Consider the following 26,474-nt stretch of genomic DNA (forward strand, 5'->3'; position numbering starts at 1 on the left):
CCCGCGGCGGCCGCGGCGACCCGGGCGACACGGCGGATCTCAGAATCCCCTGCCGGCCTGGGCCCCCGTGGCGCGGGGACCCAGGGATGGAGCAGCACATGGAGAGCCTCAGCCGCACCGCTTTGGTCGAGGATCTGATGGGGCGCTTCCCGCACGTGCCCCGGGAAGCCGTGATCAAGGAAGACCTCCTGCGCGGCGGCATGGCCTTCGACGAGTCGGCGCTGAGCGGCACGGCCGACGGCGCCTCCGGTGACGTCAAGCCCAAGTCGTACTTCATCTTCTCCTTCGACCACCGCACGCTGCCAGAGCTCGGCGCCGCCGCGCTCAACCGGCCGCCGGAGGAGATCGTGCTCACCGGCGGGCCGTACGAGCTGCGGCGCACCGTCGTGTCCGTACGCGTCAATCCCGACTCCCCGTACGTCGTGCGCGCCGGCGAGGACGGGGCGCTCGGCCTGTACCTGGACGGGGCGCGGATCGCGGACGTGGGTCTGCCGCCGATGCCGGAGTACTACCGGCACAAGCTGTCGAACGGCAAGTCCGTGATGGAGGTCGCGCCGACCATCCAGTGGGGCTACCTCATCTATCTGACGGTCTTCCGGGTGTGCCAGTACTTCGGCGCGAAGGAGGAGTGCCAGTTCTGCGACATCAACCACAACTGGCGCCAGCACAAGGCGGCGGGCCGCCCGTACACCGGGGTGAAGCCGGTGGAGGAGGTGCTGGAGGCGCTGGAGATCATCGACCGGTACGACACGGCCGGCACCTCGCGCGCCTACACGCTGACGGGCGGCTCCATCACCTCCCAGGTCGGGGGCCGGGACGAGGCCGACTTCTACGGCCACTACGCCCAGGCCATCGAGGAGCGCTTCCCGGGCCGTTGGACGGGCAAGGTCGTCGCGCAGGCGCTGCCCCGCGACGCCGTGCAGCGCTTCCACGACTACGGCATCCGGATCTACCACCCCAACTTCGAGGTGTGGGACCGGCGGCTGTTCGAGCTCCACTGCCCGGGCAAGGAGCGCTACGTCGGCCGCGACGAGTGGCACCGCCGGATCCTGGACGCGGCCGAGGTGTTCGGCCCCCGCCAGGTGATCCCGAACTTCGTGGCGGGTATCGAGATGGCCGAGCCGTTCGGCTTCACGAAGGTGAGCGAGGCGATCGAGTCGACCACCGAGGGCCTGCGGTTCTTCATGTCGAAGGGCGTCGTCCCGCGCTTCACCACGTGGTGCCCGGAGCCGACGACGCCGCTGGGCAAGGCCAATCCGCTGGGCGCGCCGCTGGAGTACCACATCCGCCTGCTGGAGGCCTACCGGGCGACGCTCGAGGAGTTCGGGCTCAGCTCCCCTCCCGGCTACGGTCCGGCGGGCCCCGGCCGCGCCGTGTTCTCCGTGAGCTCGTTCATGGACAGCCTCGAAGGCCTCTGACGGATCCCGCCCCGCCGGGGCGTCGACGCGCACCGACGCCCGCCGGGGCGCCACGTCCGGAACGGGTGCCGTCGGTTCTGGTCGCCCGCAGGGCTCGGTCCGGTGACGACTTGGGGACGGGCGGGCTCCGACGTGTGCCCACGGGACAGGCTGTGCCCATGGGGAGACGATCACAGGTCCGGAGCGGCACGGTGGGCGGCTGTCTGTTCAACGGATGCCTCACGGTGCTCGGCGGACTGCTGCTCGTCGTCACCGTCACGTGGATCTGGCTGGCGACGGAACCGGCGCGCGACGAGAGCACGGCCCGGGACGATCTGCGGGCCCAGGTGGACGCGCGGCGAGGGGAGCTGGACCGGGAGGCGGCCGACGGCGAGCTTTCGGACGCGGACATCGCCCGGATCTTCCCCGCCGCGAAGGCGGCGGCGGGCGCGGTCGGTGTCACCCGGAGCGGCGCGGCGGTCACGGTCGTCGCCGGACTGATCGGCCACGGGCCACCGCGGACGTTCATCTTCGTGACCGAGCGGACGGTGCCGGGGTGTTACGCCTTCGACGTGCCGGTCACGGGCGGCGCGGGTGCCCGGACAGCCGTCCGGGACCTGCCGCAGGAGAAGTGCCGTGCGGTTGTCCCCACCGCGAGCCCTCGTCCCCCGGTCAGCCCGGGTGCGTCGAGGAGCCCGGGCGCGTCCGCCGGTCCCGGCGCGTCCGTCAGCCCCAGTGCGTCCGTCAGCCCCGATGCCGCGGTGAAGCCGGGCACGTCCGTGGGCGCGCCCACGGGTGCGGCCGCCGCCGGGTGAACCTCCCGGCGGGGCACTCGATCCGCGTCGTCAGCGGGTCACGCCACCGGCCCGAGGTCGGCCTCGATGACCGTCCGGGTGATCGGGGGCCGGCCCCACAGGGTGAGGATCTCGTTGGCCAGCTCGATGACCTGCAGGGGGTTCCGCCTGCCCTGCGCCTCGATCGCGGCGGCCGACAGGCCGCGCGGTACTGCCCCGGCGTCGAGCAGGACACGCCACTCCTCCGGGCCGAGCTCGAGGAATTCCAGCCCGTCGAGGCGGGCGATCTCCAACGGGTCGGCGAGAGTACCCGGGTAGGCGGTGAGGGACCGCAGGCGCGGTAGTCCGACGAGGGGTTCGAGGCTGAGCGGTTCCTCCTCCCACGCGCCGATGCTCAGCGCCTCCAGCCCGGGGTGGGCGGCGGCCGCCACGCTTCGGATGCTCCTCCTGTTCACCCATGCGACGGCCGGGGGCTGTTCCTCGCGCCCCGCGCCGCGTCCCTCGTCGGGCCGCCGGTCGAGGACCATGTCGGTGAGGGAATCGGCGACCAGGCCCGCACCGCAGTTCTCCTCGTGGCTCATCACGATGATCTGCCCGAGGTGGCCCCGCGGCCCCGGGGTGAGGTCGACCGCGATCCGGTCACCACCCCCGGTGTCACCGAAGACGATCCAGCCGGGCGAGCCGACGAGTCCCTGCACGGCCGCGTCGGGCCTCGTCTCGACGGCGTCCATGGCGGCGTGCTCCCAGGGGGCCGGGCGGGACGCGGCGTCGGCCACGTACACCTCGTCCGGCGCGAAAAGCTCGCAGCCGACCGCTTCGGCCATGCGCGTCGCCGCACTGTAGTCCTCACCGAGATCCTCCCAGCGCGCCCGGGTGACCCGGTACAGGGCCCTCAACTCCTCGGGCAGCGTGACGCCCAGGCGGGTCTCCGCCGCAGCGAGCTCCTCCTCGGTGGCTCCGATCGCGCGGGGCAGCCGTTCCCTGAGCGTCCGCTCCAGCAGCGCTGTGTCCGCCGTCGGGGCCGGCACCGCGTCCGGTGAAGGGTCCGGCAGCCGGCGCCAGGGCTCGGGGACGGCACCCTCGACGAGGGCGAGCGCGCCCACGTGGGTGCCGACGCCCGACTCGACGGCGGGGCCCCTGTCGAAGAGATGGAGCTGGGCCTTGCCGGGCGCGGGTGCCTTCAACACGAAGGAGACATCGTCGACGTCCGACTCCTTCAGGACGTCCCTCACCCGGCCGACCGCGTCCCACTCGCTCTGCATGTCACTGACCAGAGAGGCCCGCCCGGGTCTGGGCGCCGGCCGGGCCACCGGCACGCTCCAACTTCCCCTGCCTATGCGGCCCGCCACGTACCCGTCGGGTGCGGCGAGCCGCTCCGCGTTGTCCTGGAGCAGGAGCCGCAGCAGCGGCTCCCAGGTGGCGACGTCGTGCAGCGAGGGCAACCCCGTCGGTCGCAGGGGGGAGCGGTCCCGGGGCGCGCCGGTAGTCGGCTCGCCGGGGTTTTCCGTGGCAGGCATGGCTCCGCTTTCGTGGTTCGGGTGCGCCTCACTGGAAACGGAATGCGCGTGGCTCGGAACCGGGTGGTTATAGCGCATGCGGCGGTCGCCGCTCCACTCCCCGGAGCAAAGGGACGAAATGCTGTCGCCCGTACGGCCTCGGCGACGACGGACGGCCGGACGACCGACGTGGGGTACCGGCCCGAGGAGGGCTCCTGCGGCTCACGCGCCGACAGTTCGCGTGCCGGCCGCGCCCGCTGGGCTTTCGGCGACCGGAACCCGGCCGTCGTGGGGGCGGGACTCGCCGGCCGGCCGGAGGTGGGGGGCCTTCCCGGGATCGGGGGACGTTCCGACGGGACCGCTGCAGCGCGCGTTCCCCTCTCCGGCACCGGTGTTGCGCCCTTTTGTCCGTCCGCTCGCGGGCGCGCGAGCGGCTGCTGTATAACCGGGCCGCTTCCGAAAATCCTGTCGAATTCTTCTCCGGTCGTCCTCGTCGAAGGGTCACTCCGTGCTGCCCGACATGCGTTTCCGTCCGCCCCGGCGCCGTACCGCCGCCGCCGTCGCGGTGGTGGTCGCGGTGGTGGTCGCGGTGGTGGTCGCGGCCTGCCTCGGCGCGTCCGGCTGCTCCTCGCACGACGGCAACCGGACGAAGGCGGGGCGAGACGACACGCGGACCGCGCAGGCGCGACCCTCGCAAGGGGGCACCCCGGAGGCGTCGAAGTCCGCGAAGTCCCGGAAGGCGCAGCCCGAGCCGACGACAGCCGTGCAGTTCGTCGCACGGGCCCGGCAGGCCATGGCTGCCGGGCAGGGTTGGACGTTCGCCCTCCGTGGCAAGGAGTCGGCCGCCATGGAGGGGCAGGCGCCGTCCGGCGCCACCTACGCCGCGACCGTGGACCGCACCACCGCCCCCGTGGCCCTCCGCCAGGCCGGTGACATCACCACGAGCAAGGGGGAGCACAAGACCGAGACGGTGTACGTCGTGGACGGCACCGGTTACGTCAAGAACGACACCCGGGCATGGAAGAAGGGCCCGCTCACCGATCCCGTCATCGCCGGCGCCGTCGAGGACCCGGTGGCGGAACTGGACGCGTTCGCCGCGTACGCGAAGAGTGCCAAGGTGCTGAAGCTCGGCGAGGGCGACACCCGCCTCCACGTCACCGCCTCCGGATGGCAGTTGCAAGCCGCCCGCAGTCGTCCGGCGCTCCAGCGTGCGGTACGGGAGCTGGAACCCACGCTCGTGCAGCTCCGCGCCGCCGGGGTCACCGCGACCGACAGCCAGGTCACGCTCACGTCCTTCACCGAGACGTGGGACCTGGACGCGGCCCACGACTACCGGCTCACCTCCCACCGCTACTCGTTCACCTTCCTCGTCCCCTTCCAGGGCGGGAAGATCACGGTCGCCCAGGAACTGCAGGCCGACAATCGCGGTGTCTTCACCGGGCGGGTGTCCCTTCCTGCCGGGGCGAAGTGACGTGACACGGGGAGGACGCCGCCCACGGTTTCGAGGAACGTGCGCGCGCTGCTCGGCCTGCGCGTTCCTTCCTACGGCTTGGTCAGCGTGCCTCGGCGAGGGGGGTCGCCGACTGCGGCTTCATCAGGTGTCCCCTCCGGTCGTGAGCGAGCGCTGCCCCTACCCGCCGCACCCGGCTCCGGGCCGGCTGGAGCGGGAAGGCGTGAGGGAGGACCACACGCCGAACCACTGCTCGGCGCCGTACTCCTCGAACCGCTCCACCTCGATGAACCCCAGCTTCGCCGCGAGGCGCATCGCGCGGTCGTTGGCGCTCTGTGTCGAGAGGACCACGGGCTCGCCGGGAAGTGCGGCGGTGAACCAGTCGAGTGCCGCGGCGCACGCCTCGGCGGCGTACCCGCGTCCCCAGACCTCCGGTAGGAACAGGTAGCCGAGCTCGGACTCCCCCGCCTCCGGACGGACGTGCCCCGGACGGTCCGCGGTGCGCGGGTCGAGCGTGATCATGCCGATCATCGCTCCGTCGAGGTCGATCACGAAGAGGCCGGGGCGCCGTCCGGGCACCTCGGGCATCGCGCGTTCGAGGTCGCCGCGTGGGCGAGCACCACCGATGTAGGTGCCCACTTCCGGCGAGGCGAACAGGTCGATGAACGACGCACGGTCCCGCGCCTCGGACACGCGGAGCACAAGCCGTTCGGTCCGTATCGGGGCAGGTGGCCAGGCGCCGGATCCGGGTTCGGTCATGGCGGGCAACCTATCGCACGGCCCGTGGAATCGATCCGGGAGGGAAACGGCCGGTCCCGTCAGGAGGATCCTCCTTTCCGACGGAGCCGGGGACCCTCCTTCGCTCGGAACGGTCCCGCGTCGGCCCGCGGCCGACGGCCCCGGTAATGCGTTTGCCGCACCCCGAGGTCCCTGCCATCGTGTCGATCATGCCTACCTTCTCCGCGCACGACGGCACCGAACTCGCCTACCACGAGCTCGGTGACGGCGACGGCCGTCCCGTCGTCTGCCTGCCCGGCGGCCCGATGCAGGACTCCGCCTACCTCGGCGACCTCGGGGGCCTGGCCGCCCACCGAGGGCTCGTCCTGCTGGACCTGCGCGGCACCGGCCGGTCCGCGGTCCCGGGCGACAGCTCCTCGTACCGGTGCGACCGGCTCGTCGACGACGTCGAGGCGCTGCGCGAGCACCTCGGGCTCGACACGCTCGACCTCCTCGCGCACTCCGGCGGCACCAATCTGGCCGCCCTCTACGCCGCCCGCCATCCGAAGCGGATCGCGCGGCTCGCTCTGATCACACCGAGCGTCCAGGCGTTCGGAATCACGATCACCGCCGACGACCGGCAGGAGGCGGCCCGGCTGCGCGAGGGCGAGCCGTGGTTCCCGGAGGCGTTCGCCGCGCTGGAGGAGATCGTCGCGGGCCGGGGCACCGCCGACTCGTTCGGCGCCATCGCCCCCTTCTGGTACGGACGTTGGGACGCGGCGGCCCAGGCCCACCGGGCCGCGGAGGACGGCCGGCGCAACGGTGAGGCGGCCGCGGTCTACGGATCCGACGGCGCCTTCGATCCGGCCGCCACCCGTGCGGCGTTCGCGGACTTCCCCGCACCGGTGCTCCTGATCGCCGGGGAGGTCGACCTGAACTCGCCGCCGGGCGCGATCGCCGAGCTGGCCGAGGTCTTCCCGCGCGCCGAACTCGTCGTGCAACCGGGAGCCGGGCACTTCCCCTGGCTCGACGACCCCGAGCTGTTCGTGGCCGGCGCCGCGTCGTTCCTGGCGTGACGGGCCGGGACGCGCCGGACGCCCGGATGCGCCCGCCGGCCCGCAGGCCCTGACCGCTCCGCTCTCCGGCGCGGACCGTCCCTACTCGGCCTCGGCGCCACCCCTTACTCGGCCGCCCCCACCGTCGCGCACGCCGGGTGGCCCCAGCCGTCCGGGTTCTTGCTGATCGTCTCGCCCTTGGCGTACGGGGAGCCGCAGCGGCAGCGGCCCGGGAACTTGGCCTTCACCGAGCCTCCCACGGCGCGTGCACCCTGGGCGCGGGGCTTCGTCGCGCGGGTGCCGGATGCGGCGGCGGCACGTCGGGGTCCGGCCGTGCCGCGGCCCGCGGTGGCCGGCTCGGGCGGCGGGAGAGCCGAGCCGTCCGCGGAGCCGATGGCCTGCTGGCTGCGGGCGGTGTGGCTCGCGGCACGGTCGGCGGCGTCGTTCAGCCGGTCGCCGTCCACCTGATGAGCCGGGGTGTAGACGAACTCCACCTCCCGGCCGGTCAGCAGCTCGTCGATCCGGACGACCAGGTCCTTGTTGGCCACCGGCGTCCCCGCCGCGGTCTTCCAGCCCTTGCGGCGCCAGCCGGGCAGCCAGGTCGTGACCGCCTTCATCGCGTACTGGGAGTCCATCCGGACCTCCACCGGAACCGCCGGGTCGAGCGTCTCCAGCAGCTTCTGCAGCGCCGTCAGCTCGGCAACGTTGTTCGTCGCCCGCCCCAGCGGACCCGCCTCCCAGGTCCCCACCTCGCCGTCCGCGCCCGCGATGACCCACGCCCAGGCCGCCGGCCCGGGATTTCCCTTCGACGCGCCGTCGCACGCCGCGATGATCTTCTGCACCATCCTCCGATCCTGACACGTCGCGACTCCCGCTCAAACCCGCCCGGTCCCTGCCCGGCCCTGCCGCGAATTTCGCAGGACAACGCACCCGCCCTCTGGCACCCTGCGGAGGCGAACAGCACGTGATCAATGTGACGGATGGGGTGGCGGTCGATGGGTTTCACGCTGGAGGGTCCGGTCCTCGAGGGCGCGCTGGTGCGCCTGGAGCCCCTGGACCACCGGCACGCGGCGGGGCTGGCCGAGGCGGCGGAGGAGGACCGGCACGCGTACGGGTTCACCTGGGTACCGCCGGCCGCCGAGGTCGGCCGCTACGTCGAGGCGCAGCTCGGCCGCGCCGCCGAGGGGACCGTCGCTCCGTACGCGCAGGTGGACCGCCGAACGGGGCGGGTGGTCGGTGCGACCGCCTATCTGGATCCGCGGCCGATGCCGCAGGACGACGGCGCCCTGTGCGCGGTCGAGATCGGCTACACCTGGCTGGCGGCGTCGGCGCAGGGGACGGGGCTCAACACCGAGTCCAAGTACCTGCTGTTCCGCCACGCCTTCGAGACCTGGGGCGCGGCACGGGTCGACCTCAAGACGGACGCCCGCAACGAGCGCTCACGGGCGGCCCTGGCGAAGGTGGGGGCGCGCTTCGAGGGCGTGCTGCGCAACTGGAACCGGTCCTGGGCCCCCGGCGAGGAGCATCTGCTGCGCGACTCCGCCATGTTCTCGGTCGTCGCCGAGGAATGGCCGGACTGCCGGGCCCTGCTGGAGACCCGGCTGGCGAGGTTCCCGGAGCGCGAAGGGGCGGGTTCGCCGCGGTCGTGAGCGGTGCGGGAGACCCGGTGGGGGAAAACCCGGTGGGGGCGGGACGGGCCCGTCGGCCATGATGGCGCGATGACCCCACCACCGACTCCCGTAGAGGCCCTGCTCGTCGTGGACGTCCAGTCGGCGTTCGTCGTCGGCGACGGCGCGGTGCCCGACGCGGCACGGCTCGAAGAGCGGACCGCGGACCTGATCGCCCGTGCCCGCGCCGCCGGGGCGCTCGTCGTGCACCTGCAGAACGACGGGCGGCGGGGTGCGGAGGACGAGCCCCACACGCCCGGCTGGGAGCTCCATCACCCCGTCGAGGCCGGGCCGACGGAGGTCGTGCTCCGCAAGACCCGCGACGACGGCTTCGCGGGGACCGGGCTGGGGGACCTGCTGGAGGCACGGGGCGTACGAGCGGTCGCCGTCTGCGGCGTGATGTCCGAGATGTGCGTGCAGGCGACGGCGCGGACGGCTCTCGCGCGCGGGTACCGGGTGGTGCTGCCGCACGACGCCCACGCCACGCAGGACGTCCCGGCGACGGCCGGGATCAGCGAACGGATCCCGGCCCGTGTCGTCTCCCGGGTGGCCGCCTGGGCGCTGGGCCGGGAGGCCGACATCGTCTCCCGCTCGGCCGACGTCCCCTTCACCTCCGTGGAGACCGGTGGGCGGGGGACGGCGACGCCGGTCCCGAGCTGACGCGAGGGGGTCACCGCCCCGGCCGTCGTCCTGGGGCCCGCGGGGGCCCGTTCGCCAGGGGAACGCCCGGTCCGGGCACGTCCCGGACAGGGCGTTCCCGTCGGTGTCAGGAGGTGCCGCAGGTCGGGTCGTCGATCGCGCTCACGGTGTACGGGGGACGGCCCGGCGGTTCGTCCAGCTGGCTGTTGACCACGTACAGGCGGCAGCCGTACCGCGCGAGTGTGGTCGGCAGGTCGAAGGGTTCGCCGGTGAGGCGGTGGGTCACCGTGCCCGTCCGCAGGTCGTCGTCCAGGCGGGCGATGTAGACGCCGTGCGGGGCACCGTAGTTGAGCACGGCGTACAGCGTGCGGCCGTGCAGCACCATCCCGTCGGGGCCGAACGACGCCTCCCCCAGGTCGACCCGGTCGACCTCCTTGTCGGCGGTGCCGACCCGCCAGACGGCCTCTGTCCCGTTGGACGCCACCAGCAGGGCGGTACCGGACTCGTTCGCGACGATGCCGTTCAGGAGCCAGTACTGCGCCGGGAACTGCGGGAAGGCGTCGCGGATGTCGAGCCAGGGTTCGAGGGGGCCGAGGGTGCCGCCCCGGATCTCCGCGCGATGGACGACGGGGTTGGCCCAGTCGGTCACGTACACCGCGTCCCGGGTCACGACCAGGTCGTTCAGGTCGGGTGCGCCGAGGGGCCCGCTGCGTGCGGTACGGGTGGCCAGCAGCCGGCCGTGCCGGTCGTGGACGGTCAGGGTCGCGCCGCCGACCGAGAGGACACGGCCCTGGCGGTCGGTGTGGACGCCGAGCGAACTGGGCCGGTCCCGCAGGCCGTCCGCGGGGAAGGGGCGCAGCTCCGGCCGGCTGACGTGACCGCGGTACAGCGCACCGGTGCCGTCCGAGGACACGTACATGGTGCCGTCGCGGGCGACGGCGATCCCTTCGGGCAGCACACCGGGAGCGCGGGAGACGGTGTAGCTGTCGGGCAGTTCCCGGGCGGTGGCCGGGCCGGGCGTTCCGGCGAGGGTGGCGAGCAGGGCCGCCGCGGTGAGGCAGGCGGTACGGGTGGGGATGCGGCGCATCGGGGCGACCTCCGGAGGGAGTCGGATCGGCGAGGCGGACACCGGGAGCCTGCGGGCCGGCCGCGCGGAACGCGAGGCCTTTCACCCCTGGGCGAAAGGGTCCGGCGGGCCGATAATCGGTCGTCGTGATCCGCCTACACTTCACCGCCGCCGACCTGCGTCAGATCACCCTCGCCCCGGCGGCCGACGCCCTCTCGGAGACCGCGCTGAGCCTGCGGCTGGGCCTGCGGGCGGGCCGTCCCGGCGACGGCGCCGGCCCGGGCTCCGCCCTCCTGCACCGGACGCGTCCCGCGGCCCGCGCGTGGCAGCGCTCCCTGCGGGGCGGCCCGGCCGCCGGGGCGGGTGTCCTCGCCGAACTGGTCACCGAGGACGGGTTCGTGCCGGACTTCCTGCTGCAGCCGTCGGTGCACGACTTCACCGACGCGCTGGACGCGGCCGTCGCGACCCCCACCGGGACGCTGGCGCGCGATCTGGGAGTGCCGGAGGTGTCCGGCTGGAACGGCGGCCTGGCCCGCCCGGGCCGGTGGGCCCGGGAGCTCGCCCAGGGCTCCGCGGCCGCGCGCCGCGCGCTGGCCCACGACACGCGCGTCTACTTCCACTCCTCGGTGGAGCCTCTCTGGCCGCGGATCCGCGCCGACGCCCTGACCGACCGTGCGCTGCGGGCCGAGATGCTGCTGCGCGGAGGCGTCGACGCGCTGCTGACCACGCTGGGGACGACCTGGCGGTGGCAGCCGCCGACGCTGCACCTGCCGTCGGCGTCGTCGTACGACATCCCGTTGTGCGGACGCGGGCTGCTGCTGATGCCCTCGTGGTTCGCGACGGGCCCGATGGTGATGTACCGCCCGGAGGCGGCGACGGTGCTCGTCTACCCGATGTGCGACGGCGCCGCCTCGGGCCGGTCCGACGACCGGCCCGAAGCGCTGGGGGCGCTGCTGGGCCGTACCCGGGCGCAGGTGCTCCGGCTGCTGCGTTCCCCCGCCAGCACCACGGCCCTCGCCGAACGGGCCGGCGTCTCGCTCGCGGCGGCCAGCCAGCACGCGGGTGTCCTCAGGGGCGCCGGCCTGGTCGACACGGTACGGACGGGCACGGCGGTGCTCCACAGCCTCACCCCGCTCGGACACGCGCTGCTGGCCGGGGGCTGACCGACGACGGCACGGGGCCCGAAGGCCCGGTGTCTCACGGAGGTGAGCCGTCCGCCGTCCGGGAGGCGAGGGGCGTGCCCCTCCCTCACCCGACAGCGTCCAGGAAGGCGAGGACCCGCTCGGTGAGCAGGGCGGCCGCGGCCGCGTCGTGGGAGGGCAGGCTGCTGTCGGCGAACAGGTGGTGCTTGCCGGGGTAGAGGAACAGTTCGGCCCGCTCCGTGGCCGCGACGAGCGCGCGGGCCGCGTCGAGATCGCCGTCGCCGACGAAGAACTCGTCCGCGTCCATGCCGTGCACCTGGACGGGGACGTCGTCGGGCCAGGCGGCGCCGAACTCGGTGACGGGGACGCAGGCGTCGAACAGGAGCGCGCCACGGGCGCCCGGCCTGGTCTGCGCCAGCCGCTGGGCGGGCAGCACCCCGAGGGAGAAGCCGGCGAGGACGAGCCCGGCCGGCAGCGGTTCGGCGGCTCGGACGCCCCGCTCCGCGATCGCGCCGAAGCCGATGGCCTGGGCGTGGGCGGCGCCTTCCTCCAGGGTGTCGAACGTCCGACCGTCGTACAGGTCGGGGACGTGCACGGTGTGGCCGTGCCGGCGGAGCGTGTCGGCGAAGGCCGTGACGCCCGGCGTCAGTCCCTGTGCGTGGTGGAAGAGCAGTACCTCGGCCATGTGGGTCCCCTCTCGCGGGTGGGCCGGCCTCGGCGGCACGGCCCCGGTGCCGTGCTCGCCCCGGCCGCCGTCCGGTTCAGGTCCGGCGGGCCAGCAGGTAGACGCGGCGGGTGTCGACCTCGTGAGCGTAGTGGCCGCGCTCCATCCGCATCTCCACGGTGAACCCGGCGTCGGCGAGGAGTCCGCTCACCCGGGAGGGGTCCAGGAAGCGGAAGTCGACGTCCACCTCGTGCCCCCACCACTCGTCCAGGTGCCGCACTTCCTCGCCCTGGTGGAAGGAGACCAGGAGCAGCCCGGTGGGGCGCAGCACGCGGTGTGCCTCGGCGAAGGCGCGGCCGAGCTCGTCGGGGGCGACGTGGATGACGGAGTAGAGGGCGACGGCGGCGTCGAACTCGCCGTCCTCGGCGGGCAGCGCGAGCAGGTCGCCCTCCCGGAAAGCCGCCTCGCGATGGCGTCGTGCGGCGGTCGCGACCATGCCCGGGGAGAGGTCGATGCCGACGGCCCGCGCGCCGTGCGCGGCGAGCCAGCCGGTCACGTGCCCGGGTCCACAGCCGAGGTCGGCGACGGCGGCCCCCTGCCCGGCCTCTTCGAGGAGTGCGCCGAGCAGGGCCCGGTCGAGCGGCTTCCCGTCGAGTTCGTTCCCGAGCCGGGTGGCGTACTCCTCCGCCACGGTGTCGTAACTCCGCCGGACGGCCGCGTGGTCCACCTGATCCCCCATGTCCCCAGCATCCCACGGGTCCATGACCGGAGGCGGCCCGACGGCGGTCCGTACCCGCGCCGTTCAGCCGGGGGTGCGCGCGGCACCCTCACGAGTTCGGCCGGGCAGGCGGAGTCGTGCGACCCCGTGGCCGCGTGGGCGCGCGCCCGCACCCTGCTCGGGGCCTGACCGCCCCGGGCAGGAGGAGGAACACCGGGCACGGATCGCTGGGCGGTCACGACCGCCCTGCGCGGCCGGACGGGAGCATGGCGGCACGGGGGACCGGAGGCGTGTCCGGGACGCGGATCCCGGCGAGCGGAGAGAGCCCGGACGGCGAGTCGCCACATCGGCGCGCATAAAAGGCCATAAAACGACCACCCACCCCATGAGCATCAATCTTCCTTTGCTCGGAATTATGGGGTGATGTCGGACATTTCTTTCAGGTGACATGGCTCACGGGGCATCGGCCGCCCTCCCCGCCCTCGGGCCCCATCTCCCCGTGATTCAGGGAAGTTCGGGGCTTCACGGGCCCCCGCGAGGCCGTTTATCACATCGTCGAGACGCCTTGTTCCCGACGGTATTCCTCGCCTACGGTCACCTCCATTCGGATGGAACGCCGAATCCTGCCACCATCCGCAATTCCCACTATTCACCGCCGGCAGGAGCGGGGGACCCAAGTATTCGCCGATCCGGATTCCGGAGCGGCTAGGGGTGAAGTCGCACGTGTGCGGCCGGGCATCTCCAGCCCGAACCCGACAGCTCACCCCGCAGGCTCCGGAGAGGAATCCGTCATGCCTGCAAACGGTAAGCACCGTCGCCCGAAGCGCCGTCCGCTCGCCCGCGGTATCGCCCTCGCGAGCACGGGTGGAGCCGCACTGGCCCTCCCCCTCGTCGCCTCCGCGACCGCCCACGCCGCCCCTCGCACCGCGCCCGAGATCACCCCGGCCATTGCCACGGCGAACGCGGCAGCAAATGTGTCGCAAAAGATCACGGAATCGCTGCCGGCGGCACCGGCCGCAGCTCCCAAGACCTACACCGTCGTGCCGGGCGATTCTCTTTCGATGATCGCCTACGAGCAGGGTGTCCGGGGCGGCTGGAAGGTTCTCTACCGGGCCAACCACGCTGCGGTCGGTGACAATCCGTCACTCATTCACCCGGGTCTCAAGCTGACGCTGCACCGCAATTCCGCGGCGTCGCAGCCCAAGTCCCCCGCTCCCGCGCAGAAGTCGAAGGCGGCCAAGCCGGCGAAGTCCTCGTCCGCCGACCGGGCCAGCCGTTCCGAGCAGCGCACCGCGCCCGCGCCCCAGGCCCGGCAGACCCAGCAGGCGGCTCCGGCCGCCGCCCCCGCCGCCGTGAAGAGCTACACGAACGACCTCGACGGCTGGATCCGGGAGTCGCTGGACGTGATGGCCCAGCACGGCATCCCCGGCTCCTACGAGGGCATCCACCGCAACATCATGCGCGAGTCCTCCGGCAACCCGCAGGCCATCAACAACTGGGACTCCAACGCCGTCGCCGGCACCCCCTCGAAGGGCCTGCTCCAGGTCATCGAGCCCACCTTCCTGGCGTACCACGTGCCCGGCACGTCCATGGACATGTACGACCCGGTCGCCAACATCACGGCCGCGTGCAACTACGCCGCCGACAAGTACGGCTCCATCGACAACGTCTTCGGCGCCTACTGACGGGGCCACGGCGCCTCCTGACGGGCGCGCCGGCCCATACGACGGGGAAGGCCCCGACCGCTCGGGGGTCGGGGCCTTCCTCGCGTGCCGGGCCCGCCGTCGGGGCCCGCGGCGCGCGCCGCCTACAGCACGCCCCGCCGCCACTCCCGGACGAGCAGGTGGCCGAGGTAGAGCCCGCCGATGGCCATCGTGTAGATGCCCACGGGCAGGTTGTCGAGGTACGGCATCTGCTGGGCGGCGAGATCGGCGAGGACCAGCAGCAGCGCACCCACCAGCATCGACAGGGCGAGCTGGGGACCGGACCCGCGCGACAGCCGCTTGGCGATCTGGGGGGCGGTCAGGGAGATGAAGGCGATCGGCCCGGCCACGCTCACGGCGGCGGCCGACAGCACGATCGCCAGGGTGACCGCCGCGGTCTTGGTCCTCCCGGGACGGCCGCCCAGCGCGGCGGCGGTGTCGTCGCCCATCTCTCCGATGCCGATGTCCCGCGAGAGCAGGACGGCGAGCGGAAGCACCACGGCCAGCACGAGCCAGATCGTGGTCGCGTCGTCCCACGAGCGGGCGGACAGGCTGCCGTTGACGTAGGCGCTCAGGACCGTCGCCTTGTCCCGTTCCACCGCGTACACGACGTACTGGATGACGGCGACGGCCATGGCGGAGACACCGATGCCGGCGACGACGAGGCGGACCGGGTTGCGGAAGCCCGTCCCGGTCGACATGTAGACGAGCACCATGGCCAGGACGGCGCCGAGGAGCGCGCCGACCGGGACCGGTACGACGTCCGGGAGGAGCAGGGCGACGATGGCCGCGCCGGCTCCGGCGCCCGCGCCCAGCCCGATGACGTCCGGGCTGCCGAGCGGGTTGCGGGTGACCGACTGGAACAGCGCGCCGGACAGGCCGAACGCGGCGCCGGTGCCGATCCCGACGACCAGACGCGGTCCGCGCAGCCGGTTCAGGACGAAGGCGTTCTTGCCCTCCGCTCCTCCCAGCAGGGCCGCGGGGAGGTCGGGCAGCCGGATGCCGAGGCGTCCCAGGGTGAGGGTGGCCACCGCTCCGACGACGATCAGCAGCAACAGGCCGAGGGCCAGGACGACGGTGGAGGTGCGGATCGGCAGCGACACCGCGCCGCCGATCCTGAGCACGTGCCGGCGCGGCGCCGTCCTGACGGGTGCGGGCGCCGGGGCCTGACGGGCGCTCATGCGCTTCCTCTCATCCTGCGGACCGCCAGCAGCAGCGCGGGCGCCCCGATGAACGCGGTGATGACACCGACCATGACCTCCTGCGGGCGCAGCAGCACGCGTCCGACGACGTCGGCGGAGAGCAGCAGCGCGGGACCGACGAGGGCGGAGAAGAGGATCTGCAGACGGAAGTCGACGCCGACGAGGGCCCGTACGAGGTGGGGCACGGCGAGGCCGACGAAGGCGATGGGTCCGACGGCGGCGGTGGCCGCCGCGCTGAGCAGGGTCGCCGCGAGCAGTCCGGCCGCCTTGACCCGTGCCGGGCGGGCGCCCAGGGAGGTCGCGGTGTCGTCGCCCAGTGCCGTCACGTTGAGACCGGGGGCGATCACGAGGGCGACGAGGAGGCCGACGGCCGCGAACGGCACGACCGACCAGAAGACGTCGAAGTCCCGGCCGCCGAGGGCTCCGACGACCCAGTAGCGGTAGCTGTCGAAGACGCGCGGACGGCTCAGGGTGACGGCCTGGATGAAGGCCGCGAGGACGGCGGACAGGACCGCGCCGGCCAGCACGAGACGGGCCGGGCCGGCGCTGGTGCCGGCGGATCCGATGACGTGGACGACGAGTCCGGCCAGCAGGGCGCCGGGCAGGGCCCACCACAGGGTGGCGGCCTGGCCCGTCACCCCGAGGAAGGCGGTCGCGGCGACGATGCTCGCCGAGGCGCCCGCGTTGATGCCGAGGAGGCCGGGCTCGGCCAGCGGGTTGCGGGTGACGCCCTGCATGAGGGTGCCGGCGACCGCCAGGCACACGCCGGCGAGCACGCCGATCGCGGTCCGGGGGTAGCGGCTCTCGACGACGGTGGTGAGGTAGGCGTCGCCATGGCCCCTGAGGACGTCCATGACGGAGCCGAACGAGGTGGTCTTGCTGCCGAACATCACGCTCGCGAGCATCGCGAGCGCGAGGACGGCGAGACAGACCGTCAGAGACAACGCCAGCCGGGCGGCACCGGCACGCGAGGTGCTGGTACCGCCCGGCTCGACGAGCGTGGAGGAAGCCATGCGAAGGGAACCGTGCTTACTTCCCGGCCTTGGCGACGGCCTTGTCGATCAGGGGCAGGTAGCGCTCGATGCTCCACGGCACGGTCAGCGGGTTGATCATCGAGGAGGCCGTGACGAACGGGGTGTCGTGGCTGTAGACGATCGCGCCCTTCTTGACCGCGGGGATGGCCCCGTACAGCGGCTGGGCCTCGATCTCCTTGCGCGACTTCTCGTCCATGTAGAACGTGAAGGCGACGTCGCTGCCGGACAGCTTGTTGGCGTTCTCCAGGCCGATGAGGGCGGAGTCGGTGCCGTCGGTCTCCTTGAAGCCGTTCACGACCGGGTCGACCTTGAGGCCGAGGGACGTCAGCATCTCGACGCGCTGCTCCTTCGGCTTGAAGACGCCGAGGGTGCCGGGGCCGGTGTTGTAGATGTACGAGAACGTCACGTTCTTGTAGTTCGGCCGGGTCGCGGCGGCGTCCGCCAGCTGCTTGCGGATCTTCGCCGTCAGCTGCTTGCCCTCCTCGGGCTCACCGAGGGCCTTGGCGACGATGTCGATCTGCTGGTCCCAGTCGGTGCTCCACGCCTTGTCCGGGTAGGCCACGGTCGGCGCGATGTCCTTCAGGACGTCGTACTGCTCCTTGGTGACGCCGGACCAGGGCGCGAGGATCACGTCGGGCTCGAGCTCGGTGATGGCCTCGATGTCGAGCTCCTCCATGCCCTTGAACTGCTTGGGGAGCTTGCCGCCGGACTTGGTGACGGCCTCGTGGATCCACGGCAGGTAGCCGGTCTTGTCGCTGCCCCAGGGGTAGCTCTCGATGCCGACGGGGGTGTGGCCGAGGGCGATGGCGGTCTCGGCGGAGCCCTGCCCGAGGGTGACGACGCGCTTGGGCTGCTTGGTGATGGTCGCCTCGCCGAGCGCGCTCTTGATGGTCACGGGGAAGGCGGCGCCGGAGGCCTTCGCCTCGCCGGAGCCGGCGGTGTCCTTCTTCTCGCCCGCGCCGCAGCCCCCGACGAGGAGGGCGAGCGTGGCGGCGGCGGCCGTGGCGACGACTGCGCGACGGCGTGTGCGGGTCACTGCGAGGGTCATGGACGATCCTTCTCTGCGGGCAGTCGGCAGGCGGAGGGGACCCACGCGCACGGAACGCGCGCAGGCCTGATCCCGGCTCCGGAAGCCGATAAGTACTTAGGCAAAGCTAAGTTAGGTTTCCCTTATCTCCAAATCAAGGGTTTCACACGGCCGATCCTTCGTCATCGCAGGTGGGCGCCTGTCGATGTGACGGAAGGATCACGTCCGTAAGGTCGCCGGCTTCAGCAGTCGAGCCGCAACGGCGGCCGCCAGACCTGGCCGTCGCCGGGAGTGCCGAGGGCGGGCCGGTACCGGAGGGGCACGAGATGGGTGCCCGCTGCCGCCTCGTTCCGGGTGCCGAGCCAGAGGTCGATGATCTGCCAGGGCCGGCCGTCCAGGACGCTCACCGTCCGCGGCTGGCCTCCGCAGCTGTTGCCGTTGAAGATGCGGCGCCCGTACACGGGCGCGCCCCAGCCGACGTTCCCCGGGGCGCTCCAGCCCGAGTACAGGGAGGCGGAGGTGGCGTAGCCGATGGGGGTGCCGGCGCAGTAGCCGCACCCCTGGTCGGAGTAGGTCAGGACGTACGTGCGGTGTACGGGGTCCCAGAATCCGCCCGGCCCCTCGACGTGGGAGAGGCCCGCGACCTTGGCGACGCCGACACCCGGTTCGCCGCCGCTCCCCCACTCGTCGAGCTGCTGGAGCGAGAGCGCCGCGGTGCCCGGCCTGGTGCAGACGAGCGCCGGCCGGCCGCCGGGCTCGCCCGACTCGATGAAGCCGAAGTCGCCGTTGCCCCGGCAGATGTCGAGCGTCGGCTTCCGGTACCAGCCGGACGGCGAACCGGCGGTGGGGCCGCAGGGGCCGAGGGGGCCGTCGCATCCCATCGCGTTGTAGGCGTGCGGCGCGCCCAGGTTGTACTGCCGCGGCGCGTTGAACCACAGGACGAAGGCGCCGTCGTCCCTGCCCCAGCCGGACCGCCGGAGCATCCTCGGGTTGAAGCAGCCCTGCCCCGTACCGCCGCAGGTGTCCTGCCAGGTCTGACGGGTGGACGGATCGTCCGAGCCGGGATCGAAGAGCAGACGGGGCGCGGACCACGGCCCCTTGAGCGACGGCGCCGTCGCCACGCCGAAGCCGCACCAGGGGGTGCGGGCGACGAACCACTCGTAGCCGCAGCCGTACATCGTGCCGTACATGAAGTACGTGCCGTCGAAGCGGGCGATCACGGCATCGTGCAGGTCCAGCCCCCGTACGGTCAGCGCACGTGGCGTCCACCTCGTGTCGGGCACCGGTTCCGCGCCCCGCGCCACCGGCCCGCCGAGCAGCATCGCGCACACCGCCAGCACCAGGGCGGTGAGGGAATTCCTGACCCCCACGCACACCCCCCTTCCCTCCGTGTCGGGCAACAGGCCTCCATGGAACCCCACCACGTAGCCGGAAATACTTACATTTCATCCTCATTCGCCCGTCCGGTCCGCTCGACGGGTCGTCACTCTCGGCCGCCCTGCTCCGTCCGGGCGCCGACCACATGCCATTGGTGCGGATGAGGACCAATCGCCTTCCCCGCCGATCGTCGATCAGACGCGGCGTCAACATGCGGCACAGGCCCTCGCGCATCGCATGCTCGGAGATCACCCCGGAAGTTAACCGAAGGATTACTGCACGGCTGTATACCTTTGGAGCGGCTTCCCTCATCCTGTCCACGGCGTGCCGCAGGGGCATGCCGAGACGCGAGAGGCGGGGCATGACTCCCATCAGTCGCAGGGGATTCGTAGGGATCGGGGCGGGGCTCGTGGCCGGAGCGGCCCTGCCGCCCGGCGCCGCGGCGGCGACCTCGGCCGCCGCCCGTTCAGCGGCCGGAGACATCACCGACGTCCGCCACGTGGTGATCCTCATGCAGGAGAACCGCAGCTTCGACCACTACTTCGGGAGGCTGCGCGGGGTCCGCGGCTTCGGCGACCGCGCCGCGGGCAACATCCCGGGCGGCTGGGGCACGTTCAACCAGCCCAACTGGGGCGGCCGGCAGTACCCCTGGAAGTTCAGCTCCACCCCGCCGGCCGGCGGGGTGGACGGCGAGACCCTGGCCCAGTGCAACGGCGATCTGCCGCACAGCTGGACCTCGCAGCACGCGGCCTGGAACAAGGGCCGGATGGACAACTGGGTCACCGGCGTCGGCAGCACCCGCACCCTCGGCCACCTCGACCGCGGCGACATCCCCTTCCACTACGCGCTCGCCGACCACTACACGGTCTGCGACGCGTACTTCTGCTCGGCGCTCAGTGCCACCGGCCCCAACCGGACGTTCCTGTGGAGCGGCAGGATCGACGCCTCCAGCAAGGACGGCGGCGACGAGTCCGGACTCACCTGGGAGACGTACGCCGAGGCGCTCCAGCGCGCCGGGGTGAGCTGGAAGGTCTACCAGAACGCGCAGGACAACTACGGTGACAACGGGCTCGCCTACTTCAAGCGGTTCACCGACGCGCGGCCGGGCGACCCGCTGTACGACCGGGGCATGGGCTCGGTCCCCAGGGTCACCGGGTCGACGCCCGACGACATCGCCGCCGCGATCCGCGCCGACGTCCTCGGCGGCACCCTCCCGCAGGTCTCCTGGGTGGTCGCCAGCGAGGCCTTCTCCGAGCACCCGTACGCCCCGCCCGGCGACGGCGCGCACTTCGTGGACCTCGTCCACCGCGCCCTCGCGGCGGACCCCGAGGTATTCGACTCCACCGTCCTGTTCCTCAACTACGACGAGAACGACGGCTTCTTCGACCACGTGCCGCCGCCCGTGGCGCCGCCGGGGACCCCGGGCGAGTACCTCGACGGCGTGCCGATCGGCCTGGGCTTCCGGGTGCCGATGATCGTCATGTCGCCCTGGACGCGCGGCGGCTGGGTCAGCTCCGAGGTCTTCGACCACACCTCCGTGCTGCGCTTCATGGAGACGTGGACCGCGGCCATCGGCAAGCCCGCCGGCTGCCCGAACATCAGCGCCTGGCGCCGCAAGGTCACCGGGGACCTGACCGGGGTCTTCGACTTCGCCCACCCGGTCTACGGGATGCCCGCCGGGCTGCCCTCGACCGCGAAGGTGATCGGTCAGGCCACCTGCGGCCCGCTGCCCAACCCGGTGCCGCAGGACAACGCCCTGCCCGCCCAGGAGCCCGGCAACCGCCCGGCGCGCGCCCTGCCGTACCAGGCCAACGGCAACCTCGACCGGTTCGAGTTCGGTGCCGCCGGCAAGATCCTGGCCTGGTTCTCGATGACGAACCAGGGCGCCCCGGCCACTCGGGCGGCCCACTTCACGATCCATCCCCACCAGTACCGCGACACGGCCGCCTGGCAGTACACCGTCGATCCGGGCGCCACCTCCACCGACTACTTCAACATCGGCACGGGCTCGGGCTCGGGGAAGTACGACATCTCGATGATGGGACCCAACCGCTTCCTGCGCCGCTTCATCGGCGACGCCACCAAGGCCGGGAAGGCCATCGAGGTCGCGGCCCGGTTCGCGACCGAGCCCGGCACCGGGAAGACGGCCGTCTACTTCCGGATGACCAACGCCTCCGCCGGGCCGGTCACCTTCACGATCCGCTCCAACGCCTACCGCACGGACGGCCCGTGGACCTACGCGGTCGCCGCGAACTCCGCGCGGGAGGACTGGTTCAACGCGGTGGCGTACCACGACGGCTGGTACGACTTCACGATCCTCGCCGACATCGACGGCACCTGGTCGCGCCGCTACACCGGCCACATCGAGACGGGCGGGCCGAGCGTCACCGGGGCGTAGCGGCGGCCCGGCGGCTCCCCGCCCTGCGGCTCCCCGGTGTGCCGGGGAGCCGCCGCGCGGGGCGCGGGCGGCGGCATCCTGCGGCGGCCGGAACCCGGTGTCAGAGCCAGCCGTTGCGGCGGAAGCTCCGGTGCAGCACGAAGCAGGCGACGGCCATCACGCCCACGGTCAGGGGGTAGCCGTAGGTCCAGCGCAGTTCGGGCATGTTCTCGAAGTTCATCCCGTAGACCCCGCAGACCATGGTGGGGACGGCGATGATCGCCGCCCAGGCCGTGATCTTGCGCATGTCCTCGTTCTGCGCGACCGTCACCTGCGCGAGGTGGGCCTGGAGGATCGAGTCGAGGAGCGCGTCGTAGGACGTGATCTGCTCCGTGATCCGGGACAGGTGGTCGGCGATGTCACGGAAGTAGGGCTGCATGTCCGGGCCGACCAGCGGCAGCGGCTGGGCGGCCAGGGCCTTCAGCGGGCGGTCAAGCGGGGTCACCGCGCGCTTGAGTTCGAGGAGTTCGCGCTTGAGCTGGTAGACGCGTCCGGCGTCGCCGCGGGACGCCTGCTCGCTGAAGACGGCGGTCTCGACGGCGTCGATGTCGTTCTGCACGGCGTCGGTCACGGCGAGGTAGTCGTCGACCACGTGGTCGGCGATGGCGTGCAGCACTGCCGCGGGCCCCTTGGCCAGCTGGTCGGGGGCCGCCTCCAGCGCCTCCCGCACGGGGCCCAGGGAACCGTGCCTGCCGTGCCGGACGGTGATGACGAAGTCGGGCCCGGTGAAGACCATCAGCTCGCCGGTGTCCACGACCTCGCTGGTCGCGGTGAGCTCCTCGTGCTCGACGTAGCGCACGGTCTTGAAGACGGCGAAGAGCGTCCCGTCGTAGCGCTCCAGCTTGGGCCGCTGGTGGGCGTGGACGGCGTCCTCGACGGCCAGCGGATGCAGGCCGAAGAGTTCCGCGAGACCGGCGAACTCCTCCGCCGACGGCTCGTGCAGGCCGATCCAGACGAACCCGTCGCCGGACTTGCGGACCCGTCGCACCGCCTCGGGCGCGGGGCAGGCGCCCTTCTGGCGGGCGCCGTCCTCGTACACGACGCAGTTGACGACCGAGCTGCCCAGCGGCGAGCGCGCGGGGTGGCTCAGGTCGACGGTCCGGCGGTAGGCGCGGCGGACGGTGCGCCGGAGGTTGCTGATTATCGGCACGGTGGGCTCCTCGGAACGATCGGCGGCCAGTGTGCCATCCGTCAGCGGACACGGGACGGGCCGGACCAGGGCCGTGCCGTGCCGTGCCGTGCCGTCCCTTCGGCCCTGCCCACGGGATCGGCCGGCATGCCTACGAGGCGCCGCCGGGCTCCGGCGGGTCGTTCGCGACGAGCTCGACCTCGAATCCGTCGTCGTTCTCCAGGTAGGCGGCGTAGGTCTGCTCCCCGCCGGCGTGCGGATGGCGGTCGGGGTACATCAGCGTCCAGCCGTGGCCCAGGACCTCGCCGACGAGCCGGTCCAGGGCGTCGCGGCCCTCGACGTGGAAGGCGAGATGGTTCAGCCCCGGGCGGCGCCGGTCGTGGTGCCCGGCGGTGAGCGCCGGGGACCGCTCGACGACCAGGTAGGTCGCTCCCAGACTCCAGCTGCGGCCGGCGGCCCAGCTCTGGAACGGGGTGTACCCCAGGGCCTCCAGGAGGACGCCGAAGGAGGCGACGGCGCGGTCGAGGTCGGGCACCCAGATCTCGACGTGGTGCAGGGTGCCGGTGGTCGGGCGAGGCATGCGGTCAAAGTAGCGCACCCGCCTCGCCCCCGGCCGTCGCACGCTCGGCCGCTCGCGGCCCCAGGCGGCCGGCGGCCGGAGTGCGTCATTGAGGCTTCACCACATGCCCTCGGTCCGCGCGGCGGGGAGGCCCGGCCCCGGCCCCCGTACGGGCGTCGGGCCGGCCTCCCCCGGGGTCAGGCCCCCTCGCCCGGCGTGTCCTCGCCCGTCAGGAGCGCGTCGGCGCCGATCAGGGCGGTGGAGCCCGGCGCCGTACAGGCGAAGGCACCGGCCACCGCGCCCAGCCGGGCGCACTCCCGTACGTCGCGGCCGGCGAGCCGTCCGTACAGGAAGGCGGTGACGTAGGCGTCGCCCGCCCCGTTGCTGTCCACCGCCGGCATCGGCAGCGGGGCCGCCGGGATGTGGTGCGGGGTGGGACCGCCGTCCCGGGTGAGGAGGTACGAGCCCTCCGCGCCCGCCGTGGCCACCACGGTGTCGGCGCGGCCCTCACGGAGGATCTCCCGCATGAGGTCCGGCGTGCCCTCCCCCGCGCCCGCCGCGCTCAGGAAGACGAGGTCCGAACGGAGCGCGAACTCCCGGTGGTGGTCGGCACGTCCGTCCCAGTCGTGCAGATCGGTGGAGACGGGGACGCCGACGTCCGCGATGTCGTCGTAGAGATGGCGGGAGAAGTCCGTGATGGACAGGTGGACGTGGCGCGTGCGGCGCAGCCGGGGGAGGTAGACCTCCGGCGGCATCCGCAGGCCGGCGGGATCCCGGGAGTCGAAGAAGGACATCCGGCGACCGGTCGCGTCCACCAGGTTCACCGCGCGCCGGGTACCCGCGGGCGAGACCAGCGCGACGAACTCCACGTCCCCCTCGGCCATGCGCTCGCGCACCAGGCCGCCGATCCAGTCGTCCCCGATCCAGTCGAGCAGGGCCACCCTGAGTCCGAGGGCGCGGGCGCCGAGGGCGACGTTGCCACCGGTGTGGCCGGGCCATTCCTCGATGGGGCCGACGTGGACCGAGTCCGCGAGCGGGACCGGCAGCGCGTCGACCCTCACGATGGTGTCCACCCCGCTTCCGCCGACCACCAGGACGTCGTATTCCGTGTGCTGTCGGTTCACCACTCCACCTCTCCGGTCCGGCCGGCGCCAGTATGGCGCGACCGTCTCACCGGCACCCGGCCGCGCGCGTTCCAGGAAGAAGATCCCTTGTGCGGCAATAATCCCGACATGAGTGAAGAGTCGTCAGTCGTCGTCGGTGTGGACGGGTCCGAGCACAGTCTCCGGGCCCTCGGCTGGGCCCTGAGCACCGCCCGGGGGATCGGCGCGCCCCTGCTGGTCGCGCACGTACGGTCCGACGCCCTCCAGCTCGGCTCCGCCAGGATCGCCTCGCTGGGCGGGACACCCGAGATCCCGGACGCCGTCGCCGACGGCGTCCGGGCCTGGGTCGAGCGGCACGGGGCACAGGTGTCCGTGCGGTACCTCTCCCTGGACGGCACCGTGACCGACGCGCTGCTGCCGCTCTGCCGCGACGCCCGGTTGCTGGTGATCGGCTCGCGCGGGCACGGCGGCTTCGCGACCCTGCTGCTGGGCTCGACCAGCCGCGCGCTCGCGGCGAGCGCCGCGTGCCCGGTCGTCGTCGTGCCGCACGAGGCCCGCACGGTGTCGCTGGAGAGCGGTGCGGGCGCGGGCCGGGTGGTGCTCGGGCTGCACACGGAGGAGACCGCGGACGACGTGATCGACTTCGCCTTCCGGGCCGCCGCGCAGCGTGGCGTGGCCCTGGAGGCGGTGACCGCCTTCCGCCTGCCGGCCTCGCCGGCGATGCTGGTCGGACCGCCGGCCCCGGCCCTCCAGATGCCGCCGCAGATGGCGATGTCGGAAGCCACGGAGCTGGTGGCGGAGACGGAGCGCCGGCAGGGCGAGCGGCTGCGGCCCAGCGCCGAGCGGTACCCGGACGTCGAGGTGGTGGCCGACGTCGTGCCGGCGGACGCGGCCGGCCGGCTGGTCGAGGCGTCCCGCAGCGCGGGGCTCGTCGTCGTCGGCCGGCACCGCCACCGGCCGCGGATGGAGTCGCTGCTCATGGGCTCCGTCAGCCACGCGGTCCTGCACCACGCGCACTGCCCGGTCGCGGTGGTGCCCGCCGCCGCCCCGCACTGAGGCCGGCGCCGTACACGGTCCGGGCGGGCCGGGGTCGGCAGGCGCCGGCGGGCGGTGCGGATCGGCGGGTCCAGGTCGGCAGGCGGGCCTGGTCAGGTCACGCGGGGTCCGCGTGCTCGCCCGGACCACGCGCCGGACGGGTCAGCGAAGCCGGAGGGTGATCCAGGGGATCGTGTCCCCGTCCAGCAGGTACCTCTCGGTCTCCACGAAGCCGTGGGCGAGGGCGAATCGCAGTCCGTCCTCGTTGCAGGAGAGGACGACGGTCTCGATCGCCTCGGCACCCAGTGCGCGGGCGTGGGCGATCCCGCGCGCGTAGAGGGCCTCCCCGACTCCCTGCCCGCGGTGCTCGGCGAGCGTCCGGGCGATCACCGTCGCCACCGGCTCGTCGGACGTGGGCGGGCGGACCGTCGAGCATCCGACCAGGACGTCGCCGCGGTAGGCCACTTCCAGGCGGTTGCGCCGGACCCGGTCGCGCACCTCCTCGGACGTGAGCGGTGCCGTGGGGATGATCACGTTGTGGACGTGCCGCCAGTCCTCGGCCGTCGCGTCGTCGTCCACGGCCCGGATACGAAGATCGGTCATGTCCGCAGCAAACCCGGTGGGCTCACGGCGCGTCAATCGCATAAGGGGCGGCAGGGCCCCGCCCCTTCGGGCACACGCCGGCCCGGTGGCGCCCGCACCGGGCTCGGCCGTCCTGACGCCGTGCGGTCGCCGGGACCGGCGACCCGTCCGACCGGCCCCGGTCCGGGGCGGTCGGGCAGGGGGCCGCGCGGCGTCAGCGTGTGTCGCCCTCCCAGTCCCAGTGCGCCGGGTCGCCCTCCCGCGGCCCGTACCGGGACCGGCCGCCGGGGCCGTAGGCGCCTATCTCCGTGTCGAGCGCGGCGCCCTCACGCAGTTCGTGGCTCGTCCAGCCGGTGACGTCGAGCAGGAGCCCGTCCAGCGGGCCGGCCACCAGCTCGCGATAGACCCGCCCGGGCCTGGGACCGGGGTCGTCGTGGTCGGTGCCGTACACCCGGCCTCGCATCAACTCGTCCATACCCGG

General features: G+C 73.1%; 25 protein-coding genes and 1 riboswitch. Of the genes, 10 read left to right on the top strand and 15 right to left on the bottom strand.

Annotation, left to right across the window (positions count from 1 at the left end; translation table 11 throughout):
* Nucleotides 1–98: 98 nt before the first annotated feature.
* Both ACGFZF_RS19050 and ACGFZF_RS19055 read left to right on the top strand, forming a co-directional pair.
* Entirely contained in the window at nt 99–1,418 is a 1,320-nt protein-coding gene (locus ACGFZF_RS19050; RefSeq protein WP_393555515.1) for a radical SAM protein, read from the top strand.
* Nucleotides 1,419–1,576: 158 nt separating this feature from the next.
* Nucleotides 1,577–2,212 carry a hypothetical protein gene (locus tag ACGFZF_RS19055; protein WP_393555517.1) on the top strand — a complete coding sequence of 212 codons (636 nt, stop codon included), beginning with the start codon at nt 1,577–1,579 and terminating at the stop codon, nt 2,210–2,212.
* A gap of 38 nt (nt 2,213–2,250) precedes the next feature.
* Here the strand turns inward: ACGFZF_RS19055 and ACGFZF_RS19060 are convergent, their stop codons facing one another.
* Entirely contained in the window at nt 2,251–3,633 is a 1,383-nt protein-coding gene (locus ACGFZF_RS19060; RefSeq protein ID WP_393555631.1) for an SMI1/KNR4 family protein, read from the bottom strand.
* A gap of 562 nt (nt 3,634–4,195) precedes the next feature.
* Between ACGFZF_RS19060 and ACGFZF_RS19065 the strand changes: the two genes are divergently transcribed.
* Nucleotides 4,196–5,158: a hypothetical protein gene (locus ACGFZF_RS19065; RefSeq protein ID WP_393555519.1), complete on the top strand. Its 963-nt coding sequence runs from the start codon at nt 4,196–4,198 to the stop codon at nt 5,156–5,158.
* A 159-nt stretch (nt 5,159–5,317) separates the two neighbouring features.
* On the opposite strand, the gene ACGFZF_RS19070 is transcribed toward ACGFZF_RS19065, so the two are convergent.
* The gene (locus ACGFZF_RS19070) at nt 5,318–5,896 is read right to left on the bottom strand and encodes a GNAT family N-acetyltransferase (RefSeq protein WP_393555521.1); all 579 of its coding nucleotides are present in this window, start codon (nt 5,894–5,896) and stop codon (nt 5,318–5,320) included.
* A gap of 188 nt (nt 5,897–6,084) precedes the next feature.
* Here ACGFZF_RS19070 and ACGFZF_RS19075 point away from each other — a divergent pair, with 188 nt between their 5' ends.
* A complete protein-coding gene (locus ACGFZF_RS19075; RefSeq protein ID WP_393555523.1) occupies nt 6,085–6,930 on the top strand; it encodes an alpha/beta fold hydrolase in 846 nt (281 codons plus the stop codon).
* Nucleotides 6,931–7,034: 104 nt separating this feature from the next.
* On the opposite strand, the gene ACGFZF_RS19080 is transcribed toward ACGFZF_RS19075, so the two are convergent.
* Nucleotides 7,035–7,754: a ribonuclease H gene (locus ACGFZF_RS19080; protein WP_393555525.1), complete on the bottom strand. Its 720-nt coding sequence runs from the start codon at nt 7,752–7,754 to the stop codon at nt 7,035–7,037.
* A 150-nt stretch (nt 7,755–7,904) separates the two neighbouring features.
* Here ACGFZF_RS19080 and ACGFZF_RS19085 point away from each other — a divergent pair, with 150 nt between their 5' ends.
* Both ACGFZF_RS19085 and ACGFZF_RS19090 read left to right on the top strand, forming a co-directional pair.
* A complete protein-coding gene (locus ACGFZF_RS19085) occupies nt 7,905–8,558 on the top strand; it encodes a GNAT family N-acetyltransferase (RefSeq protein ID WP_393555527.1) in 654 nt (217 codons plus the stop codon).
* A 69-nt stretch (nt 8,559–8,627) separates the two neighbouring features.
* Nucleotides 8,628–9,236, top strand: a complete 609-nt coding sequence (locus tag ACGFZF_RS19090) for a cysteine hydrolase family protein (RefSeq protein ID WP_393555529.1) — start codon at nt 8,628–8,630, stop codon at nt 9,234–9,236.
* A gap of 106 nt (nt 9,237–9,342) precedes the next feature.
* On the opposite strand, the gene ACGFZF_RS19095 is transcribed toward ACGFZF_RS19090, so the two are convergent.
* A complete protein-coding gene (locus tag ACGFZF_RS19095) occupies nt 9,343–10,302 on the bottom strand; it encodes a hypothetical protein (RefSeq protein ID WP_393555531.1) in 960 nt (319 codons plus the stop codon).
* Between the two features lie 125 nt (nt 10,303–10,427).
* On the opposite strand from ACGFZF_RS19095, the gene ACGFZF_RS19100 reads away from it, so the two are divergent.
* Nucleotides 10,428–11,444, top strand: a complete 1,017-nt coding sequence (locus tag ACGFZF_RS19100; RefSeq protein ID WP_393555533.1) for a winged helix-turn-helix domain-containing protein — start codon at nt 10,428–10,430, stop codon at nt 11,442–11,444.
* 85 nt (nt 11,445–11,529) lie between these two features.
* Here the strand turns inward: ACGFZF_RS19100 and ACGFZF_RS19105 are convergent, their stop codons facing one another.
* Together ACGFZF_RS19105 and ACGFZF_RS19110 are read right to left on the bottom strand one after the other, a co-directional pair.
* Nucleotides 11,530–12,108 (bottom strand): dienelactone hydrolase family protein, encoded by a 579-nt coding sequence (locus ACGFZF_RS19105; RefSeq protein ID WP_393555534.1) that lies wholly within the window; start codon nt 12,106–12,108, stop codon nt 11,530–11,532.
* A 76-nt stretch (nt 12,109–12,184) separates the two neighbouring features.
* Complete coding sequence (locus ACGFZF_RS19110; RefSeq protein WP_393555536.1) at nt 12,185–12,826, bottom strand: class I SAM-dependent methyltransferase; 642 nt, start codon at nt 12,824–12,826, stop codon at nt 12,185–12,187.
* A 583-nt stretch (nt 12,827–13,409) separates the two neighbouring features.
* Nucleotides 13,410–13,592, top strand: a riboswitch (cyclic di-AMP (ydaO/yuaA leader).
* A 4-nt stretch (nt 13,593–13,596) separates the two neighbouring features.
* Here ACGFZF_RS19110 and ACGFZF_RS19115 point away from each other — a divergent pair.
* Entirely contained in the window at nt 13,597–14,490 is an 894-nt protein-coding gene (locus ACGFZF_RS19115; protein WP_393555538.1) for a transglycosylase SLT domain-containing protein, read from the top strand.
* Between the two features lie 122 nt (nt 14,491–14,612).
* On the opposite strand, the gene ACGFZF_RS19120 is transcribed toward ACGFZF_RS19115, so the two are convergent.
* The 4 genes from ACGFZF_RS19120 to ACGFZF_RS19135 all read right to left on the bottom strand — a co-directional run bounded on the left by ACGFZF_RS19120 (nt 14,613) and on the right by ACGFZF_RS19135 (nt 19,141).
* The gene (locus ACGFZF_RS19120; RefSeq protein ID WP_393555540.1) at nt 14,613–15,689 is read right to left on the bottom strand and encodes a FecCD family ABC transporter permease; all 1,077 of its coding nucleotides are present in this window, start codon (nt 15,687–15,689) and stop codon (nt 14,613–14,615) included.
* Entirely contained in the window at nt 15,686–16,723 is a 1,038-nt protein-coding gene (locus ACGFZF_RS19125) for a FecCD family ABC transporter permease (protein ID WP_393555542.1), read from the bottom strand. The genes ACGFZF_RS19120 and ACGFZF_RS19125 overlap by 4 nt, the downstream gene beginning before the upstream one ends.
* A gap of 16 nt (nt 16,724–16,739) precedes the next feature.
* Complete coding sequence (locus ACGFZF_RS19130; RefSeq protein ID WP_393555544.1) at nt 16,740–17,792, bottom strand: iron-siderophore ABC transporter substrate-binding protein; 1,053 nt, start codon at nt 17,790–17,792, stop codon at nt 16,740–16,742.
* Between the two features lie 221 nt (nt 17,793–18,013).
* On the bottom strand, nt 18,014–19,141 hold the full coding sequence (locus tag ACGFZF_RS19135) for a hypothetical protein (protein ID WP_393555546.1): 1,128 nt from the start codon (nt 19,139–19,141) through the stop codon (nt 18,014–18,016).
* Nucleotides 19,142–19,509: 368 nt separating this feature from the next.
* On the opposite strand from ACGFZF_RS19135, the gene ACGFZF_RS19140 reads away from it, so the two are divergent.
* The gene (locus tag ACGFZF_RS19140) at nt 19,510–21,546 is read left to right on the top strand and encodes a phosphocholine-specific phospholipase C (protein ID WP_393555548.1); all 2,037 of its coding nucleotides are present in this window, start codon (nt 19,510–19,512) and stop codon (nt 21,544–21,546) included.
* A gap of 100 nt (nt 21,547–21,646) precedes the next feature.
* Here the strand turns inward: ACGFZF_RS19140 and corA are convergent, their stop codons facing one another.
* The 3 genes from corA to ACGFZF_RS19155 all read right to left on the bottom strand — a co-directional run bounded on the left by corA (nt 21,647) and on the right by ACGFZF_RS19155 (nt 24,397).
* Complete coding sequence (corA, locus tag ACGFZF_RS19145; protein ID WP_356604806.1) at nt 21,647–22,735, bottom strand: magnesium/cobalt transporter CorA; 1,089 nt, start codon at nt 22,733–22,735, stop codon at nt 21,647–21,649.
* 130 nt (nt 22,736–22,865) lie between these two features.
* Nucleotides 22,866–23,294 (bottom strand): VOC family protein, encoded by a 429-nt coding sequence (locus ACGFZF_RS19150; protein WP_393555551.1) that lies wholly within the window; start codon nt 23,292–23,294, stop codon nt 22,866–22,868.
* Between the two features lie 176 nt (nt 23,295–23,470).
* The gene (locus ACGFZF_RS19155) at nt 23,471–24,397 is read right to left on the bottom strand and encodes a carbohydrate kinase family protein (RefSeq protein ID WP_393555553.1); all 927 of its coding nucleotides are present in this window, start codon (nt 24,395–24,397) and stop codon (nt 23,471–23,473) included.
* 108 nt (nt 24,398–24,505) lie between these two features.
* On the opposite strand from ACGFZF_RS19155, the gene ACGFZF_RS19160 reads away from it, so the two are divergent.
* The gene (locus ACGFZF_RS19160; protein ID WP_393555555.1) at nt 24,506–25,432 is read left to right on the top strand and encodes a universal stress protein; all 927 of its coding nucleotides are present in this window, start codon (nt 24,506–24,508) and stop codon (nt 25,430–25,432) included.
* A 141-nt stretch (nt 25,433–25,573) separates the two neighbouring features.
* Here ACGFZF_RS19160 and ACGFZF_RS19165 read toward each other — a convergent pair whose 3' ends face one another.
* Both ACGFZF_RS19165 and ACGFZF_RS19170 read right to left on the bottom strand, forming a co-directional pair.
* Nucleotides 25,574–26,014 (bottom strand): GNAT family N-acetyltransferase, encoded by a 441-nt coding sequence (locus ACGFZF_RS19165; protein WP_393555557.1) that lies wholly within the window; start codon nt 26,012–26,014, stop codon nt 25,574–25,576.
* A 193-nt stretch (nt 26,015–26,207) separates the two neighbouring features.
* Nucleotides 26,208–26,468, bottom strand: coding sequence for a hypothetical protein (locus tag ACGFZF_RS19170; protein ID WP_393555559.1), 261 nt, complete (start codon nt 26,466–26,468; stop codon nt 26,208–26,210).
* Nucleotides 26,469–26,474 lie beyond the last annotated feature (6 nt).

This window comes from Streptomyces sp. NPDC048338, from assembly GCF_043201055.1.
Lineage (GTDB): Bacteria > Actinomycetota > Actinomycetes > Streptomycetales > Streptomycetaceae > Streptomyces.

What these genes read in the sequence shown, in the direction of transcription:
- ACGFZF_RS19050 (WP_393555515.1), top strand. Translation starts at nt 99, where the DNA reads ATGGAGAGCCTCAGCCGCACCGCTTTGGTCGAGGATCTGATGGGGCGC.
- ACGFZF_RS19055 (WP_393555517.1), top strand. Translation starts at nt 1,577, where the DNA reads ATGGGGAGACGATCACAGGTCCGGAGCGGCACGGTGGGCGGCTGTCTG.
- ACGFZF_RS19070 (WP_393555521.1), bottom strand. Translation starts at nt 5,896, where the DNA reads ATGACCGAACCCGGATCCGGCGCCTGGCCACCTGCCCCGATACGGACC.
- ACGFZF_RS19075 (WP_393555523.1), top strand. Translation starts at nt 6,085, where the DNA reads ATGCCTACCTTCTCCGCGCACGACGGCACCGAACTCGCCTACCACGAG.
- ACGFZF_RS19080 (WP_393555525.1), bottom strand. Translation starts at nt 7,754, where the DNA reads ATGGTGCAGAAGATCATCGCGGCGTGCGACGGCGCGTCGAAGGGAAAT.
- ACGFZF_RS19085 (WP_393555527.1), top strand. Translation starts at nt 7,905, where the DNA reads ATGGGTTTCACGCTGGAGGGTCCGGTCCTCGAGGGCGCGCTGGTGCGC.
- ACGFZF_RS19090 (WP_393555529.1), top strand. Translation starts at nt 8,628, where the DNA reads ATGACCCCACCACCGACTCCCGTAGAGGCCCTGCTCGTCGTGGACGTC.
- ACGFZF_RS19095 (WP_393555531.1), bottom strand. Translation starts at nt 10,302, where the DNA reads ATGCGCCGCATCCCCACCCGTACCGCCTGCCTCACCGCGGCGGCCCTG.
- ACGFZF_RS19105 (WP_393555534.1), bottom strand. Translation starts at nt 12,108, where the DNA reads ATGGCCGAGGTACTGCTCTTCCACCACGCACAGGGACTGACGCCGGGC.
- ACGFZF_RS19110 (WP_393555536.1), bottom strand. Translation starts at nt 12,826, where the DNA reads ATGGGGGATCAGGTGGACCACGCGGCCGTCCGGCGGAGTTACGACACC.
- ACGFZF_RS19115 (WP_393555538.1), top strand. Translation starts at nt 13,597, where the DNA reads ATGCCTGCAAACGGTAAGCACCGTCGCCCGAAGCGCCGTCCGCTCGCC.
- ACGFZF_RS19120 (WP_393555540.1), bottom strand. Translation starts at nt 15,689, where the DNA reads ATGAGCGCCCGTCAGGCCCCGGCGCCCGCACCCGTCAGGACGGCGCCG.
- ACGFZF_RS19125 (WP_393555542.1), bottom strand. Translation starts at nt 16,723, where the DNA reads ATGGCTTCCTCCACGCTCGTCGAGCCGGGCGGTACCAGCACCTCGCGT.
- ACGFZF_RS19130 (WP_393555544.1), bottom strand. Translation starts at nt 17,792, where the DNA reads ATGACCCTCGCAGTGACCCGCACACGCCGTCGCGCAGTCGTCGCCACG.
- ACGFZF_RS19140 (WP_393555548.1), top strand. Translation starts at nt 19,510, where the DNA reads ATGACTCCCATCAGTCGCAGGGGATTCGTAGGGATCGGGGCGGGGCTC.
- ACGFZF_RS19150 (WP_393555551.1), bottom strand. Translation starts at nt 23,294, where the DNA reads ATGCCTCGCCCGACCACCGGCACCCTGCACCACGTCGAGATCTGGGTG.
- ACGFZF_RS19160 (WP_393555555.1), top strand. Translation starts at nt 24,506, where the DNA reads ATGAGTGAAGAGTCGTCAGTCGTCGTCGGTGTGGACGGGTCCGAGCAC.
- ACGFZF_RS19165 (WP_393555557.1), bottom strand. Translation starts at nt 26,014, where the DNA reads ATGACCGATCTTCGTATCCGGGCCGTGGACGACGACGCGACGGCCGAG.
- ACGFZF_RS19170 (WP_393555559.1), bottom strand. Translation starts at nt 26,468, where the DNA reads ATGGACGAGTTGATGCGAGGCCGGGTGTACGGCACCGACCACGACGAC.